Origin of the sequence: Kribbella aluminosa (assembly GCF_017876295.1) — a bacterium.
GTDB classification, from domain to species: domain Bacteria; phylum Actinomycetota; class Actinomycetes; order Propionibacteriales; family Kribbellaceae; genus Kribbella; species Kribbella aluminosa.
The window spans coordinates 3,733,523-3,749,813 of sequence record NZ_JAGINT010000001.1; the positions used below are offsets into that span (position 1 = coordinate 3,733,523).

Annotated in this window: 13 protein-coding genes; 7 read left to right on the plus strand and 6 right to left on the minus strand. The window is 67.2% G+C overall.

Going from position 1 to position 16,291, the window contains the following annotated elements:
* Nucleotides 1-13: 13 nt before the first annotated feature.
* The 3 genes from JOF29_RS17815 to JOF29_RS17825 are packed head-to-tail and all read right to left on the minus strand — an operon-like array spanning nt 14 to nt 3,297.
* Nucleotides 14-1,885 carry a ricin-type beta-trefoil lectin domain protein gene (locus JOF29_RS17815; protein WP_209695298.1) on the minus strand — a complete coding sequence of 624 codons (1,872 nt, stop codon included), beginning with the start codon at nt 1,883-1,885 and terminating at the stop codon, nt 14-16.
* Nucleotides 1,882-3,093, minus strand: coding sequence for a NosD domain-containing protein (locus JOF29_RS17820; RefSeq protein WP_209695299.1), 1,212 nt, complete (start codon nt 3,091-3,093; stop codon nt 1,882-1,884). The genes JOF29_RS17815 and JOF29_RS17820 overlap by 4 nt, the downstream gene beginning before the upstream one ends.
* Before the next feature lie 33 nt (nt 3,094-3,126).
* On the minus strand, nt 3,127-3,297 hold the full coding sequence (locus JOF29_RS17825) for a hypothetical protein (RefSeq protein WP_209695300.1): 171 nt from the start codon (nt 3,295-3,297) through the stop codon (nt 3,127-3,129).
* 219 nt (nt 3,298-3,516) lie between these two features.
* On the opposite strand from JOF29_RS17825, the gene JOF29_RS17830 reads away from it, so the two are divergent.
* From JOF29_RS17830 to JOF29_RS17855, 6 genes are read left to right on the plus strand one after another with little or no spacing between them, the layout of a single operon-like run.
* A complete protein-coding gene (locus JOF29_RS17830) occupies nt 3,517-4,827 on the plus strand; it encodes an ABC transporter substrate-binding protein (protein WP_209695301.1) in 1,311 nt (436 codons plus the stop codon).
* A 22-nt stretch (nt 4,828-4,849) separates the two neighbouring features.
* Nucleotides 4,850-5,740: a carbohydrate ABC transporter permease gene (locus tag JOF29_RS17835; protein WP_209695302.1), complete on the plus strand. Its 891-nt coding sequence runs from the start codon at nt 4,850-4,852 to the stop codon at nt 5,738-5,740.
* Nucleotides 5,737-6,576: a carbohydrate ABC transporter permease gene (locus JOF29_RS17840; protein ID WP_209695303.1), complete on the plus strand. Its 840-nt coding sequence runs from the start codon at nt 5,737-5,739 to the stop codon at nt 6,574-6,576. The genes JOF29_RS17835 and JOF29_RS17840 overlap by 4 nt, the downstream gene beginning before the upstream one ends.
* 26 nt (nt 6,577-6,602) lie before the next feature.
* The gene (locus tag JOF29_RS17845; RefSeq protein WP_209695304.1) at nt 6,603-7,724 is read left to right on the plus strand and encodes a glycoside hydrolase family 172 protein; all 1,122 of its coding nucleotides are present in this window, start codon (nt 6,603-6,605) and stop codon (nt 7,722-7,724) included.
* A 10-nt stretch (nt 7,725-7,734) separates the two neighbouring features.
* Nucleotides 7,735-8,799: a LacI family DNA-binding transcriptional regulator gene (locus JOF29_RS17850; RefSeq protein WP_209695305.1), complete on the plus strand. Its 1,065-nt coding sequence runs from the start codon at nt 7,735-7,737 to the stop codon at nt 8,797-8,799.
* A gap of 30 nt (nt 8,800-8,829) precedes the next feature.
* The gene (locus tag JOF29_RS17855) at nt 8,830-10,068 is read left to right on the plus strand and encodes a glycoside hydrolase family 32 protein (protein ID WP_209695306.1); all 1,239 of its coding nucleotides are present in this window, start codon (nt 8,830-8,832) and stop codon (nt 10,066-10,068) included.
* A 214-nt stretch (nt 10,069-10,282) separates the two neighbouring features.
* Here the strand turns inward: JOF29_RS17855 and JOF29_RS17860 are convergent, their stop codons facing one another.
* Together JOF29_RS17860 and JOF29_RS17865 are read right to left on the minus strand one after the other, a co-directional pair.
* On the minus strand, nt 10,283-11,467 hold the full coding sequence (locus tag JOF29_RS17860) for a Dyp-type peroxidase (RefSeq protein WP_209695307.1): 1,185 nt from the start codon (nt 11,465-11,467) through the stop codon (nt 10,283-10,285).
* A complete protein-coding gene (locus JOF29_RS17865) occupies nt 11,460-12,617 on the minus strand; it encodes an EfeM/EfeO family lipoprotein (protein ID WP_209695308.1) in 1,158 nt (385 codons plus the stop codon). The genes JOF29_RS17860 and JOF29_RS17865 overlap by 8 nt, the downstream gene beginning before the upstream one ends.
* Nucleotides 12,618-12,821: 204 nt before the next feature.
* On the opposite strand from JOF29_RS17865, the gene JOF29_RS17870 reads away from it, so the two are divergent.
* On the plus strand, nt 12,822-15,002 hold the full coding sequence (locus JOF29_RS17870) for an alkaline phosphatase family protein (RefSeq protein WP_209695309.1): 2,181 nt from the start codon (nt 12,822-12,824) through the stop codon (nt 15,000-15,002).
* A 122-nt stretch (nt 15,003-15,124) separates the two neighbouring features.
* On the opposite strand, the gene JOF29_RS17875 is transcribed toward JOF29_RS17870, so the two are convergent.
* Nucleotides 15,125-15,883, minus strand: a complete 759-nt coding sequence (locus tag JOF29_RS17875; protein WP_209695310.1) for a PIG-L deacetylase family protein — start codon at nt 15,881-15,883, stop codon at nt 15,125-15,127.
* Nucleotides 15,884-16,291 lie beyond the last annotated feature (408 nt).

Here is a 16,291-nt window from a genome sequence, read left to right on the forward strand (position 1 = left end):
GGGCTCGGGTGGGTCAGGACGGGCCGACCCAGCTCTGGTTGCGGGTTCCGACGCAGTCGTAGATCTGCAGTTGGCGGCCGTTGGTGAAGTCGGCCTCGGGTAGGTCCAGGCACCGCCCGGAGGCCTGGTTGATGAGTGAGCCGAAGTTGCCTTGGCGCCACCTCTGGTTGCCGCCGCCTGAGCAGGCCGCAACGTGCACCAAGGTCAGGTTCGCCGTCTGGCCGGACGGCACCTGCAGACAGACGCCTCCTGTTTTCAGCTCTCCGGCGCTGTCGAGACTCCAGGTCTGATTGGAGTTCGCCAGGCAGGACCACAGCTGGACGTTGCCGCTGGCAACATCGCGATCGACGCAGAGATCCTGGCGCGTGGTCGACGCGATGGCGCCGGCGGGAGCCGTGCCCTCGGGGGCGGGCGTCCAGGTTGAGCCGATGGGGGAGAAGCTGAGTGAGGTGAGTGTGACCGCACCACCGACGGCGTACAGGTGAAGCCCGAGGCTTGCGGGGGAGGAGTCGAAGGCGACGTTGTCGCTCACGACGGTCTTGCCGTCGTTGCCGAAGACCTCCAGTTGCCCACGGTCCACGAGAAGCCTGATCGTGACGTGGTTCGAGATCGGTGGCATCGGCGCGCCGTACAGGGTCTGCGCCGCAACGCCGTACGCGACAGTGCGATCGCTCGATCCGTCCGAGCGCGCGTGCAGGCGGAGTCCGAACTCCGAGGCGGTCGCGCCGGTCAGGTCGAACTGTGCGCTGATCTCGTACGTGTCGGCCGAGCTGCCGCTGAGTGGATCGGTCGCCGGATCCGTCGTGATCCTGCGCGTTCCCCAGGTCTGCGTCGACGTACGGATGGTAGCGATCTCACTGACCGGATTGCGGGTCAGGCGGATGCCCTCCGGATAGGTCTTCAGAGCGAGCTCGACCGGGAAGGACGCGTTACCGGTCCAGGTCACGCCGGCGTTGCTCGGCTGCCAGCCCAGTTGGACGATGCGGCCGTTCGGCAGTTGGTTGAAGGTCTGGGACGCGTACCAGGTGGACGGTGGGAAGGCCGCGCCGGAGACTCCTTGTTCCATCCGCTGCTGGGTCGCCGAGTCCGCGACGAACAGTCCGTTCGCGTCGAGTGAGCCGGTGACGTACTCGCCGCTGGCATCCTGGAGGACCCACTTCTGGGCGTTGGCGTTCCCGTCGACCGGCAGTTGGTAGAGGTCGGGACATTCGACGAACCAGCTGGCCGAGTAGGCGCCGCGATAGGTCCAGTCGAGCAGATTCGTCGAGGTGTAGAAGGCGGCGCCGGTCCCGGCCCGGAACGTGACGAGTTCCCAGCGGCTGTGCTGCGGGTCCCACTGCACCTTGGGGTCTCGGCTCTCGACCGGATCGGTGATGACCTTCGCGCCGCCGTTGTACATCTGGAAGGTCTTCGCCCCGTCGGTCGAGTACGCGATGCTGACGCCGTTGGTGTTGGTGAACAACAGGATCGGGTCGTCGGACCCGACCTTCAACCCGGTCACGTTGTTCACGTCGACCCAGCCCGATCCCGACCAGAGGGTGCCGCTCTGTACGCCGGGTTCGAGGGCGATCGGTTGCTGCGTCCAATGCACCAGGTCCGTGCTCGTCGCGTGTCCCCAGTGCACTGCGGCGTCCCAGCTGAGCCCGTGGGGATTGTGCTGGAAGAACAGGTGGTACACACCGCGGTAGTACAAGGGGGCGTTGATGTCGTTCATGAATCCGTTCTGCGGGCTGAAGTGGAACTGGCCGCGGAACGGTTCGGTGTAGTCGGTCGCGGCGTACGGATACTCCGGATAGTCCGACGGCGAGCCGGCCACGGCGGCGGGGATCGCCGTCAGGCCGGTCAGCGCGAGAACCGCAGCCAAGAAGACGGCGAGCCGGGTCATGGCGTGGCCCGGAACCCGTACGTCGCTCCGCTCAACGCCTGGAACTCCGCGGTGGTGCCGCAGTCGAGGACCTTCGTGCTGACCGTCGATCCGTCGAGTACGACGGTGTGTACGGCGACGTTCGCGGCCGTGTGATTGGTTGCGACGTAGTTGTTGCTCCCCGACTTCACCAGGACCATCGTCGGGGTCGCTCCGGACGGCGTGATGTTCGCGGCCGGTACGTCGAACGAGAAGTGGTTGCCGACCACGGTGTTGCCGCTGCCGTTGAGCTGCACCAGGCCGAACAGATCGTCGAGCCCGTTGTTGAAGCCGGTCATCGCGGGGAACGACTCGGGGACCCGGAGAAAGTGGTTCGACCCGATCAGGTTGTTGTGGCAGGCGCCTTCGCACTGGATCATCCCCGGATAGAAGGCGTGCAGGCGGTTCGCGCTGATCGTGTTGTTCGTGCTGTTCTTCAGGTGCACCGAGCTCTTGCCCCGGGGGAAGATGTTGTTCCCGGAGACGATCAGGCCGAAGTGGTTCTCGGCGAAGATCGAGAAGCCGACGTAGCCGGCGCCGATCATGTTGTCGTTGACCATGCTGGCCTGCCCGGAGCTGACGAGCTCGATGCAGCTGCCGTTCTCGCAGATGAAGTTGCCTTGGATGTGCAGTGCGTCGGCGTCGGTGATCACGATCCCGCGCTCCAGGTAGATGATCCCCAGGCCCCGGATCCGCAGCGAGTCGGTGGCCGTGGTCGATCGGATCCCGATCTTGCCGTTGAGGTAGCTGTTCTGGTTCGGTGTGAACGAGACGCCGTCCAGGCAGAAGTCCAGCAGCTCGATCGAGCTGAGCCGGGGGAGGCCGCTGCGGCTGATCAGGATGGCCTCGGCGTTGCCGTCGGAGTTCTCGACCCGGATCCGGCTGCCACCCGGCCAGATCTCGTGCCAACCGGAGGTGTCGCCGGAGTTGTACCGGATGCTCGACGACGTGAAGCCGTGTCCGGATCCCTTGAGTTGCAGGTAGCTGACGTCGATGACGATCCGGGTCTTGAGCGAGTAGTCGCCCGGTGGGATGTAGATGACCGCTCCGGGCTTGGAGGCTTGCGCCGGCTGGTTCGTCTTGATGTCGGCGATGATGCTGTTCACGATCGCGCCGATGTCGGTGTACGCCGTGGTCGATGGGCTGCCGGGGATGGTCCAGGTGGTGACGTCGTAGATCGTCGAGGGCATGATCTTCCCTTTCGTGAGGTGAGCTGCGGTGGGTCAGAGCACGCCGAGGAGCGTGTTGTGCGGTCGCGGCGCCGGGTCCGCGGCCAGGGCCGCAGCCGCCGGCGTAGTCGGCAGTTGGAGGTAGCCCGCGGCGCTCACGGCGGCCGCGGCTGCCAGGAAGACCCGGCGCGAGAGACGTGCGTCCGGAGGGGTGGAGGAGTTCACGGCGGCTCCTTCTCGAAGGTGCCAAAAGGTTTTGGCAGAGCGGAACTGATCCGAAGGTAGGACTGCGGTCAGGCGGCGGCAAGATCGTCGCCGATGCCAAAAGGTTTGGCACCTGTTTGGCGGAAGTTTGGCGTTGACCGACCGGCACCGGCGGGCAAACACTGCTGCCAAGACGTTTTGCCAAAACGTTTAATCACAAGCTTGGAACGGAGTCGGAGCATGAAGCTTCGCAGTACGAGCGGTCGTCTCCGGACCGCGATGGCCGGCATCGCCGTAGCGACGAGCGTGATCCTGGCAATCGCCGGATGCGGTGCCGGTGGAAGCTCGGCGGGCGCCGCCGGCAAGCTCACCGTCCTGGTGGAGGGTGGCGGAAAGGCGGAGCTCCAGCCGATCGCCGATCTCTACAAGAAGCAGACCGGTACGACGATCGACCTCGTCGAACTGCCGTACGACGGTCTCTACGACCGGATCCAGACCGAGCTCGGATCGGGCAAGACGTCGTTCGACGTCGCGGCGCTCGACGCCATCTGGCTGAGCGCCTTCTCGGCCGGTGTCTCGCCGCTCGACGACCTTTTCACCGACGACGTGAAGCGCGATCTGTTCCCGGGCCTGGTGACCGAGGCACAGGTCGGCGGGTCGTACGTCGGGATGCCGGTCTGGACGAACTCCGAGATCCTGTACTACCGGAAAGATCTCTTCGACAGCCCGAAGGAGAAGGCTGCCTTCCAGGCGAAGTACGGGTACGCCCTCGTGCCGCCGACCAGCTGGAAGCAGTACAAGGACGTGGCCGCGTTCTTCACCCGCGACACGAACGGCGACGGCCAGACCGATCTGTACGGCACCGATGTGAAGGGTGCGGTCGAGACGGAGTGGCTGGCCACGGTTTCGCAGACCGGCGAGAAGACGATGGTTCTGGATCCGAAGAGCGGCAACGTCACCATCGACGACGCCGATCACCTGGCAGCGTTGAACTTCTACACCAGCCTGTTGCCTTACGCGCCACCCGGCGCCGCGCAACTCGACTGGGCCGGCGCTCAGAACCTCTTCTACCAGGGCAAGCTCGCGATGATGCGCTTCTGGGGACATGCCTATACCCAGACCCCGGCCAACGCCAAGGTCAAGGGCAAGATCGGTGTCGCTGCGATGATCGCAGGCCCCGGCGGCATCGCCGGCGTACCCGGCGCCTGGTACCTCTCGGTGCCGAAGGCAACCACCAAGCAGGCCGAGGCCAAGAAGTTCATCGCCTTCGCCTACGCGCACAACGACCTCTCGATCAAGACGTCGTTGGGCCTGGTGGCACGGATCTCGGCGTTCGAGTCGCAGGCCGGCGTCGCCGGGCACGAGAACTACCCGGCGATCCTCACGACGCTGAAATCTCCAGCGACGATCGCGCGGCCGGCCACACCGAAATGGCAGGAGATCGTGACGTCGGTGCTGACGCCGATGCTGCAGAAGGCGGTCGCCAAGGGCGCGGACAACGCGGCACTGCTGAAACAGGCGAAGGTTCAGATCCAGGCGATCGTCAAGTAGACCGACTCCGAAGGACACTCCTGTGCGCCTCACCGACCGCCGGTTCGCGCTCGCACTGATCGCGCCGGCCGCCTTGTTCCTCGCCGCCTTCGTGGCGTGGCCACTGCTCAGATTCGTCTCGAACGGGTTCTACCAGATCTCGCCGATCGCCGGCGGCCCGCGGCGGTTCGTGGGTTTCGGGAACTTCGCGACCGCGTTCGGTTCGGCAGCGTTCCAAGGAGCGGCACTGCGGACGATCGTCTACACGGCCATCGTGGTCGCGCTCGAATTCACCTTCGGGCTTGCCGTGGCGTTGCTCTTCGCGGCGCTCGGCAGCCGGTCGGCAGTGTTCCGGACAGTGTTCATGTACCCACTCATGGTCGCCCCGGTGGTAGCCGGCATCCTTTGGCGATTCCTGCTCATCGACAACTTCGGCATCCTCAACGAGCTGCTCCGCCGGGCCGGACTCCTGCACAGCACGGACCAGATCTCCTGGCTGAGCAATCCGAAGATCGCCCTGTTCTCGGTGGCGCTGCCGGACATCTGGCTGACGACGTCGTTCATCACGCTCGTCCTCTTCGCGGGACTGCAGAACGTGCCGGGTGACGTCATCGAGGCCGCTCGGATCGACGGCGTGCGGTTCCCGACGCTGCTGTTCCGGATCATCCTGCCGCTGCTGCGACCGGTGATCGCGGTGGCGCTGATCGTTCGCGGCATCGATGCGGCCCGCGCGTTCGACATCATCCTGATCCAGACCAGCGGCGGGCCACAGGACAGTACGACGACCCTGAGCCTGCTGATCTACCGCACGATGACGCGGAACGGCGATCCCGGTCTGGCCAGCGCGATGGGCACCGTCTATCTGATCGGGATGCTCGTGGTCGCCGCGGTCGCCATCTTCGCCATCTGGCGGCCCGGGGGTGATCAGGCGTGAACGGCCTCGAGACCCGTCGCGGCCCGAAGCGCGTCATCCTGTGGGGCGCGCTGGTCGCCGTACTGGTGCTGTACGGATTCCCGTTCGGCTACCTGCTGCTGACGTCGTTCAAGACGCCGCTCGACGCGATCGCCGTACCGCCCCAGGTGTTGCCGTCGCAGTGGACGCTCGCCAACTACGTCGCCGCGCTCGGCAAGGAAGGCGTCGTACCTGCGCTGATCAACAGCGTCGGAACCGCGGTGCTCAGTACTGCGTTCTCGCTCGCGCTCGGGGTCCCGGCGGCGTACGCGATCACCCGGTACCGAACGCCGAGCGGGCGGATCTTCGTGGTCGCGGCGCTGGTCACCCGGATGGTGCCGACGATCGCGGTCGGGGCGCCGCTGGTCGAGACGATGCGGCGGCTCGGCATCTCGGACACCACGATCGGGTTGGCGATCGCCCACACCACGATCTCGCTGCCGCTGTCGATCTGGCTGATGTCGAGCTTCTTCGAGGCGGTCCCGGTCGAGCTGGAAGAAGCCGCCAAGGTCGACGGCAGCGATCGGCTGCAGGCGCTCCGGCACGTCGTACTGCCGGTCGTTTCCGGCGGCTTGGCGGTCACGGCGATCTTCGCCTTCCTCGCGTCCTGGAACGAGTTCCTGTTCGCACTGCTGCTGACGTCGGTGCGGGCCCAGACCACGCCGATCGTGATCGCCAACTTCCAGACCCAGTTCGGCCTCGACTGGGGCGGAATGACCGCGCTCTCGGCGCTCTACTCCGTCCCCGTCATCCTGCTCACCCTCGCACTCCAGCGGCACATCGTCGCCGGCCTGACCCTCGGCGCCGTCAAGGGCTGACAGCACCACACAACCTCGGAGAAGATATGGAATTCTGGCAACCCAACAGTCCGCTCGGCGGCCTGGCCCACGTGAAGTCCGGCCGGTCGCGGCGCGAGTCGAGCTGGGACCGCAGTGGCGGCAACCGGGACTTCGCGGTGGTGCCCGCGGGGGAGACCTTCGTGATCGCCGACATCAGCGGGGCGGGACGTATCGAGCACATCTGGCTGACCACGCGGTGCTACTCGGAGAAGTACCTGCGCAAGCTCGTCATCGAGATGTTCTGGGACGGGGAGGAGAACCCGAGCGTACGAGCGCCGCTCGGCGACTTCTTCGGCGTCGGGCACGCGGTCGCGAAGCATTACATCTCGCTTCCGCTGAACGCCGTGTTCGGCCCACGGCGGGGTCCCAAGGGGCCGTTCGCGGCCGCGATGAACTGCTACTTCCCGATGCCGTTCGGCAGTCACGCGAGGATCCAGATCCGCAACGAGAGCGATCAGCCGATCGAGAACCTCTTCTACTACGTCGACTACGAGCTCAGCGAGCAGCCGATCCCGGACGACGTCGCGCGGTTCCACGCGTACTACCGCCAGGAGAAGCCGACGACCGCCGTACGTCACACCACCGATCTCGAGAGCCCGGCGCCGTGGGACCTGCCGGGGACGAACCTGACCGGGGATGACAACTACCTGATCCTCGATGCGACCGGCACGGGGCATTACGTTGGCTGCGTGCTCAGCATCGACAACTTCGACGCCTCCAACCAGGAATTCACCTGGCCGGGCGAGGGCGACGACATGTTCTTCATCGACGGGGAGGTCTGGCCGCCCTCCTTGCACGGGACCGGTACGGAGGACTACTTCGGCGCCGCCTGGGGATTCCCCAGTGGCGAGTACGCCGGCCCCTACCACGGCATCACGCTCGGTGCGAGCCCGCAGGAGCACTTCGGGCTGTGGAGCATGTTCCGCTGGCACATCGAGGACCCGGTCCGGTTCGAGAAGAGTCTGCGGGTGTCGATCGAGCACGGGCACGCCAACGATCAGGGGAACGACTACTCGAGCGTCGCGTACTGGTACCAGTTGGGCGATCACGCGCCGCATGCCGAGCTGGCGCCGGTCGAGGAGCGGCTACCGCGACGATGGCCGGAACACGGCCTCTGGGACGAGTGAGGTCGGGCCGATGAGCGGGGCAGACGAGGAAGCGGTCACACCAAAGGTGGGCATCCGGGACGTTGCGCGTGCCGCGGGGGTGTCCGTCACGACGGTTTCGCACGTGCTCAACGAGACGCCGCACACCCGAACGAGTGAGGCGACCCGGGACCGGGTGCGTTCGATCGCCCGGGACCTGGGGTACACCCCGAACCGGCTCGCCCGCGGGCTGCGGACCCGCGCGTCGGACATGATCGGCCTGCTCACCGAGGAGATCGCGACCACCCCGCACGCCGGCCGGATCATCCTCGGCGCGCAGGAGGAAGCGAGTCGGCACAACCTCACGCTCGCGATCATCAACTCGCATCTCGACGCCGGCGCGGACGCCCGCCGCGCCGACGCCCGGGCGCTGATCGAGCGTCAGGTCGACGGCATCATCTACGCCACGGTCTTCCACCACGAGGTGTCGGTGCCGCGCGAACTGCGCGCGGTGCCGGCGGTGCTGATAGGAGCTCTGGACCGGCAGGGCGTCGTACCCGCCGTTCTACCGGACGAGGCCAGTGGGGCGGCCGATCTCATTGCCCTGCTGGCCGACGCCGGGCACCGACGCATCGCGTTCGCGAACTCGAGCATCGAGGTCCCGGCCACCCAGGGCCGCCTGGTCGGGTACCTCCGCGGTCTCGAGCAGGCAGGCATCCCGCGTGACGACCAACTGATCGCCTCGGGTGTATCGGAGGCCGGCGGCGGCTACACGGCCAGCCTCGACCTGCTCGATCGAGCCGATCGGCCGACCGCGATCTTCTGTTACAACGACAGGATGGCAATGGGCGCTTACCGCGCCGCCCAGGAGCTCGGCCTGCGAGTTCCCGATGACGTGTCGATCGTCGGCTTCGACGACCAGGCGCCCATCGCGGCCAGCATCCACCCAGCCCTCACCACCGTCGCCCTACCCCACTACGAGATGGGCGCCTGGGCAGTCGCCACCCTGACCCGACTGATCCAGAGCAGCAGCACCGCGTGGTACCGCTCAACCCACCCCACCTTGCTACCCTGCCCGATCGTCGTCCGCGAATCCGTTGCCCAGATCAACCATTGACAGCGGGTTCCCCAGCACAAGAAGGCAGACATGCGTCCGCGATTTCATTTCACCGCGCCGCGCGGATGGATCAATGATCCCCACGGCATCACCTACCGCGACGGCCAGTACCACCTGTTCTACCAGCACGTCCCTGAAGGCCTGGAGTGGGCACTTGATTGCCGCTGGGGACATGCGCTGTCTCCAGATCTGTTCTCCTTCGAGACACTGCCGATCGCGATCGGGCCGGGCGACGGCGACGACGGGGTCTGGACCGGCTGCCTGGTGACTGACGACGCAGGTGAAGACAGGATCTTCTACACCTCGGTCGAGCAACCGGGGATCGGCGTCGGACGTGTGCGTATGGCGACGCCGATCGACGCCCGATGGATCAACTGGCGGAAAGGCCTCGTGGTGGCCGAGGCGCCGGCCGGCGTCGAACTGTTCGCCTACCGCGATCCGTTCGTCTTCCGGGACGGCACCCAGTGGCGGATGTGGGTCGGCGCCGCCCTCAAGGACGACAGCGCGGCAGCGCTCTCCTATGTATCCGACGATCTCCGGCAGTGGGCGTACGACGGTGTCGCCGCGCGGCGGTCGCGGAAGGACCGAGATCCGGTGTGGACAGGTGCGCTCTGGGAATGCCCGCAGCTTCTCGAGATCGATGGCCGGCACGTGATGATCACCTCCGTCTGGGACGACGACGTACTGCACCACGTCGCGTACGCGATCGGCGTACACCGCGATGGCAGATTCGACGCCGAGACGTGGGGCCGGCTGACCTTCGGCGAGAGCCACTACGCGCCGTCGTACTTCCGCGACGCCGACGGCCGCGCGTGCGTGATGTTCTGGTTGCGGCATGTCGGCGACGCGACGGCAGGCTGGAACGGGGCACACAGCATTCCCTACGTCCTGCGCATCGACGGTGGCCGGCTCGTCGTGACACCACACCCCGGCCTCGCGGTGCATCGACGGCCGTCCTCGAGCGAGCGCCGGATCCAGGGCCTCGCCGCCGAGCTCAGCTGGACCGGCACCGAGCTCACGATCTCCTCCGGCGATCAACCCGTCGCCTGCATCACCGTGACAACGTCTGAATTGACCCTACGAGTCGCCGGAGCATCCTGGACAATGCCGCACGAGCCCGGACCGGTACACATCATCCTCGACGGCCCAGTCATCGAGATCGCAACGCACTCGGGCCTCATGGCCGCCGCAATCGCCCCGACGGCCAATGAACTTGTCCTCACCGCCGACGGGGACCTGCACCACCTCTCCGCACTGCAGCACGACTAGCCGCAGCACAACCGGAATCGCCGGCTCCGTGCCCGCGATCACGAGTCGGCATCAGCTGCCATCAGGCGAATGCGACCGCTGTACGAAGCGCCAGGTCTGCAAGTGAGCTACCAACCACGAGACCAGTGAAGCCATCAAAGAGCCCTGCTCAGTGGGGCCACCTGAGTTGGTGTCCGAGGGCTGATCCCTTTCAGCGCGCATTGTTGATACCCGTTCAGTCGAGCATGCCGCGGCCCAGCCAGTCGTCGGCGTCCTGTACGCCGGGTAGGGCGAAGAAGTAGCCGCCGCCGAAGGGGGAGATGTAGTCGACCAGGGGTTCGTCGATGAGGAGAGTCTGTACGGCGACGAACTGGCGGTCGAGGTCGGCGTTGAAGCAGATGAAGATCATTCCCTGGTCGAGCTGGCCGTTGGGCTCGATTCCGGCGCTGTAGTTGAAGCCGCGGCGCAGCATCCGCCGGTCGTCGGCGGTGCCGTCGTGGGGGTTGGCGAGGCGGGTGTGGGCTGTCAGCGGGACGGTGTTGCCGTGTGCGTCCCGGTAGTAGCTCGGGAGTTGGAACTCCTCCTGGCCGGCGACGCGTTCGCCCGGGCGGCCGGACAGCGGTGCACCGGTGTTGCGGTCGCGGCCGAAGATCCGTTGCTGCTCGTTGATCGAGATCCGGTCCCAGAACTCCACGAACATCCGGATCAGCCGGACCACGTGATACGAACCGCCGGTCACCCAGTCCGGTTCGTCGCCGCCGGCCTTGGTCCACACCAGCTCGTCGAGCAGGTCGGGCCGGTGGAGGATCTCCTGGTTGGCCGTGCCGTCCTTGAAACCGAACAGGTTGCGGGGCGTCCCGCTCGGTCGCGGCGGGCTGGTGAAGCCTTCCAGCTGCCACAGCACCTGCAGGTCGGCGCGGGTCGCGCGCATCAGGATGCGCAGCGCGTGCAGCACGGTGTCGCGGTGGTCGGCGCAGATCTGCAGCAGCAGGTCGCCGTCGCAGCGGTCGGGGTCGAGCGCGTCGTTCGGGAACTCGTCCATCGCGCGCAGCCGGGCCGGTTTGACGTCGGCGAGGCCGAACCTGTCGTCGAACAGGCTTGCACCGACGCTGACCGTGACGGTGAGACCGTCGGGCACTGTGCCCGGGCCGAGCACGCCGTTCTCGTACGGCGTCGACACGAGACCGTCGTCGCTGCCGCGTCCGGTCGGCGCGTCGCCGCCGGAGACCAGGTACCGGATGGTCGCCGTCAGCGTCTGGAACATCTGCCGCAGCCCCGGCCGGTCGGCCGCGGTGACGAGGAACGCGACGACGATCGCCGCGTGCGGCACAGGGTCGAGGATGCCGGCCTGGTAGCTGCCTTCGAACGGCCGCCCGGATGGTACGGCGATGTCCGGTACCGCAATGTCGTGGTCAGTCATGGGTGATCGGGCCTCGGTCGCGGGTGGCGTTGCGCGGGTCGAGGACGGCCGCGGTGTGGGAGAGCAGTTCGACGCTGTGCTGCACGGCCGCGTTGACCGCGGCCCGCTGCCGGGCGGACAGCGCCGCCAGCCCGACCCAGCCGTCTTCGTGGTGGTGGCTGCGGATGAGGTGTTGGGTGAGCTGGAGCTGCTCGTCGGTCTGCTGCAGGTACGGGTTCTGCTTGCGCAGGAGAGGTCGCAGCGGGTCCAGCGCCTGCCAGACCCCGGTGATGTTCGCGTCCACGGTCGCCAGCTCGGTCTGGCTGCCGGCGTCGCCGATCCCGTTCAGGTCCCACTGCAGCGCGTCCTCGAGGATCTCGTGCGCCCGGCGGCCCATGTCGATCGGCGTGATCGCGTTCGGCAGTGCGAGCTCGTCGGCGAGTTGCCCGACAGCCTCGAGCAGCGCGTCGACGTACGGCGTGATCGTCGCCGCCGGCCGGTCGCGCCACAGCATCGCTTCGATCTTGCGGAAGCCCGCGAAGTCCGCGTCGGCGAGGCGGTCTCGCGCGATGCCGCGCGGCGGGTCGGCGTTGATGTCGTCACCGGTTTCCTCGTACGCGCGGTAGGCGCCGCCCAGCGTCTCGTACGTGAGGTGGGCGATCAGCCAGTCGCGTCGGGCGGCCGCCGCGTCGCCGGCTTGCACGTCGTGCCGTAGCTGCTCGACCTGGCGGGTGAGCGTGGGCAGCCGTCCGGTGATCCAGCCGACGTAGGCGTTGATCGGGATCCGCAGGTCGAGGCCGGTCACGGGGACGATCCCGTGTACGTCGTACGGCAGCGGATCACCGGTGACGACGACCGGCCGGCTGTACTTGATCGTGTAGTCGGTGATGCAGACCCAGCGGTACGTCCCGGGCGGCACCGATGCCGTGACGGCACGGCTGACGCCGCGGCCGAAGTGCTCGACCTCGAGATAGATCCGCTCGGTCGCCGGATCCTCCAGGTAGACCTCCGCGCCGGCGCCCTCGTTGTTGACGAACACGAAGTCGTAGCGACCCGCCGGTCCGCCGAGCCAGTTGTCGATGCCGTACGGCGAGCCGACGACCAGCTCTATCGGCTGCGGCCGGCCCGACGGCAGTGGTGGTGCGACCGCCGAGGCCGTGCTACTGCTCACCTGGCCCACGCTGGACGGCGGTTGTGAACACCTTCGATGGTGCCGCCAACGCAGCGGTGAACAGCGGGTGACCGGCCGCGCAGGTCGAGATCACGAACCCTCTGAGTCTTCAGGGAATGTTCATGACGCGATCCTCGCGAGGTCCGGACCTTTGGCAGTTGACTTTGGGGGAATCCCCGCCACGAGAGATTAGGTAGCAAACCTATGTCTGACAACGATTCGGCATCCGCGGACGGCAGCAGGGCGGCCACGGAGCGCAACCGGATCAGCCGGCGCCGGCTGATGCAGGCCGCAGGCGCCGCGGGCGCCGTTGCCGCCACCGGGGGGCTGACGTCCCCGGCCTCCGCCGACGCGGTCGCACCGGCTGCCGCTGCGACTGAGTCGGCCGCGACCGCCGTCGGCACGACCGGCTCGACGACGGCGCAGCACACGCGTCGTACCGGCACGATCAAGGACCTGAAGCATGTCGTGATCGTGATGCAGGAGAACCGGTCGTTCGACCACTACTTCGGCACGCTTGACCTGGCCGGCGCGCGCGGCTTCGGCGACAAGCAGGTGCTGACCTGGCAGAACGGCCAGACGATCTACTACGACCCGAACAGCCGCGCCGAGGGCTACTTGCTGCCGTACCACGCCGACAGCCTGAAGTACAACGCGCAGAACACCAGCGCCCGCAACCGGTACTTCATGGAAGCCGACGTGCCGTGGCACCACGCGATCGCCAAGGCGTACACCATCGGCGACCACTACTTCTGCTCGCTGGACACCAGCACCAGCCCGAACCGCATCATGATGTGGGCCGGCACCAACGACGCGGCCGGCACGCAGGGCGGTCCAGTCATCAACAACAACGGCGACTACGGCTACGCCTACAAGTTCAAGACGTACCCGGAAACGCTGCAGGATGCCGGTGTCAGCTGGCAGATCTACGTCAACAACGACACCGACGACGCCTTCCTGGGCGACTACACGGACAACACCGTGCGTTCGTTCGCGGCGTTCGACCCGAAGAACGCGAACCCGGAGAACACCCTGCCCCGCAAGGGCCTTCTTGCCCGCGGCAACGTGGTGTACGCCCACACCACGCAGCCTGCCGGCATCAAGAACGACACCTCGAACGTCGACTACGTGCTGCGGGACTTCATCGCCGACTGTGCGTCGGGGGACATCCCCGAGGTGTCGTGGGTCGTCGCGCCGGCCGCGTGGACCGAGCACCCGACGTACGCCCCGAACAACGGCGCGGTCTACACCGACCGGGTGATCCAGGCGGTGCACGACAACCCCGAGCTGTGGGAGTCGACACTGATCATCCTGAACTACGACGAGCCCGACCACGCGAACCGCATCGGTGAAGGCGGCTTCTTCGACCACGTCGTACCGCCGATCCCGGAGGCCGGTACGGTCGGCGAGCGCGCGCCCGGAATCAAGCCCGGCATGGGCGGTCGGGTGCCGTTCGTGCTGGTCTCGCCGTGGACCCGTGGCGGCTTCGTCAACTCCGAGGTCTTCGACCACACCTCGACGATCCAGCTGATCGAGGACTGGACCAAGAGCCTCGGCCGGCCGGCGATCTGCGCGAACATCAACGACTGGCGGCGCAGCGTCTCCGGCAACCTGCTCTCGGCGATCGACTTCGGCAACTTCGACACGTCGTTCCCGAAACTGCCGAAGCCGGCCGACCTGCTGAAGTCCGTCGTTGTGGACGCCGGTTTGCCGGCCGTACCCCAGCCGGCCGTCGGCGCGCAGGTAATGCCGACCCAGCCGATCACCGGCAGGGCGAAGCGGAGCCCGCTGACGTTCCAGCCCAACGGCGTCCTCGTCGAGAACCCCGCGACCGGGACCGCGACCGCGACCTTCACCGTCGAAGGCGGACCCAACGGCAAAGCAGTCAGCCTGGTCGGGCTGGCCGACAAGTACGTGCCCGCCCTCGTCGGCGCCGAGCCGCTCGGCATCGGCCAGGACGCGCTGCCCCTCACGGCCGGCAACGGCCGGCCGAAGTCGTACACCTGGGACACCAAGACAACGAACGGCAAGTACGCGTTCACGTTCTACGGCCCCGATCACTTCATCCGGTCCTTCGCCGGCACCCTCGTCCCGGCCAACGACCGGACCTCGGCCCAGCCGCGGGTCGACGTCCGGCTGGTCAAGGCGCACGGGCGGTCGGCTGCGAGTGTCGAGTTCACCCTGTCCGCCATCGGCCGCCGGTCAGTGACGTACACGCTGACCGCGAACGACTTCGCCGGGAAGAAGACGACGATCGTGGTGCCCGCCGGCAAGCACGGCGTCATCACCTGGCCGACCGAGGACGGCTACTACGACGTGATCATCACCGCGAACGAGTCCGCAGACTTCAAGCAGCGGTACGCCGGCCGCGCCGCGGAGAAGTGATCCTTGCGCCCACTCTGTTGAGCTGCTCGCGGATGTGCCCGCCTTCCTACCGGATCGCGGGCACATCCGCGATCCGGTAGCGCCCTGTCGCACTGACGACAGGCTGAGGCGGCTGCGAGGTGTCAGTCCTGGGTGCCGTCGGTGGGGAAGGCCGGGGGTGCTTGCAGGTCGTGGGCGCGGAACAGGACGGCATGCTCGACGCCCATGGCCTTACCGCCCATCGCCGCGAACATCGGGATGATGTCGGCGGGGGCCGGGTGCCAGGGGAGCGCGGCCAAGTACGCGGCGTGTGCCTCGAGCGAGGCGACGCCCTTGCTGAGTGGTTCACCGGTAACGTCGACGCCGTGGGTCGCGGCGCCGGCGAGGCCGGGGACGAGGTACCAGCGAGGTGAGTGCGGCTCGAGGTGCTCGTCGTCGATCTGCTCGGGGAAGACCCAGCGGTTGCCCGCGTCCCGGATCGCGTCGAGGGTCGCGAGCCCGGCGGCCCGGTGGTCGGCCTGGTCGAAGCCGAACGGCGTCTCGACGTCGTAGCCGACGCCGAGCACGACGTCGGGCTTGAACCGGCGGATCTCCCGGCAGATGTCGCGGCGCAGCTCGAGGCCGCAGACGAGCACGCCGTCCGGATGCTCGAGGACCGTCAGGTGCGTGACGCCCACGACGTCGCACGCGGCCTGCTGCTCGGCAAGCCGCAGCCGAGCCGTCTCCTCGGGCGGATTCGGCATTCCGGCCTCGCCGCGGGTGAGCAGCAGGTACCCGACCTCGATCCCACGCGCAGTCCACCGAGCGACGGCGGCAGAGCTGCCGTACTCCATGTCGTCCGGGTGTGCGACAACGCACAACACCCGCTGAAAGGACTCTTCAGGCAACGCCGCCAACGTCATACAAGCATCCTTACACCCCCTGAGTCCTCATCGCGGTACGCCGACACCGACCGAACGGCGCGCCGCGGTGGAGGTGCCGAGCCGGTAGCGAGATCTACGCCGTAGAAAGTTCCCGCGGCAGCCCGGCGTGGATGGGACCACGCGCAGCACGCGCACTGAGAAGCGAAGCGACCGCAGGCTCGCTCCATGCAAGCTGGTGTCCGAGGACGAACACGCACCTTAACCACACGCCTCGAGCTCGACCCGGACCCTGTCGGCCGAACCCCGTAACCGCTGAATTCCAGCAGAGGTCGATCACCGTTTGCCGATGATGCGCGAAAGCTCTTACTGGTAAGGGATAGCCACCGAGAGACGAGCCGCGGTCGGCTCCCTGGACGACACCGCCGTTGTCGTCGCCGGAACAGCCGG

Bases quoted from the DNA above. Each gene is read 5' to 3' on its own strand.
- JOF29_RS17815 (WP_209695298.1), bottom strand. From the start codon at position 1,885: ATGACCCGGCTCGCCGTCTTCTTGGCTGCGGTTCTCGCGCTGACCGGC.
- JOF29_RS17820 (WP_209695299.1), bottom strand. From the start codon at position 3,093: ATGCCCTCGACGATCTACGACGTCACCACCTGGACCATCCCCGGCAGC.
- JOF29_RS17830 (WP_209695301.1), top strand. From the start codon at position 3,517: ATGAAGCTTCGCAGTACGAGCGGTCGTCTCCGGACCGCGATGGCCGGC.
- JOF29_RS17845 (WP_209695304.1), top strand. From the start codon at position 6,603: ATGGAATTCTGGCAACCCAACAGTCCGCTCGGCGGCCTGGCCCACGTG.
- JOF29_RS17850 (WP_209695305.1), top strand. From the start codon at position 7,735: ATGAGCGGGGCAGACGAGGAAGCGGTCACACCAAAGGTGGGCATCCGG.
- JOF29_RS17855 (WP_209695306.1), top strand. From the start codon at position 8,830: ATGCGTCCGCGATTTCATTTCACCGCGCCGCGCGGATGGATCAATGAT.
- JOF29_RS17860 (WP_209695307.1), bottom strand. From the start codon at position 11,467: ATGACTGACCACGACATTGCGGTACCGGACATCGCCGTACCATCCGGG.
- JOF29_RS17870 (WP_209695309.1), top strand. From the start codon at position 12,822: ATGTCTGACAACGATTCGGCATCCGCGGACGGCAGCAGGGCGGCCACG.
- JOF29_RS17875 (WP_209695310.1), bottom strand. From the start codon at position 15,883: ATGACGTTGGCGGCGTTGCCTGAAGAGTCCTTTCAGCGGGTGTTGTGC.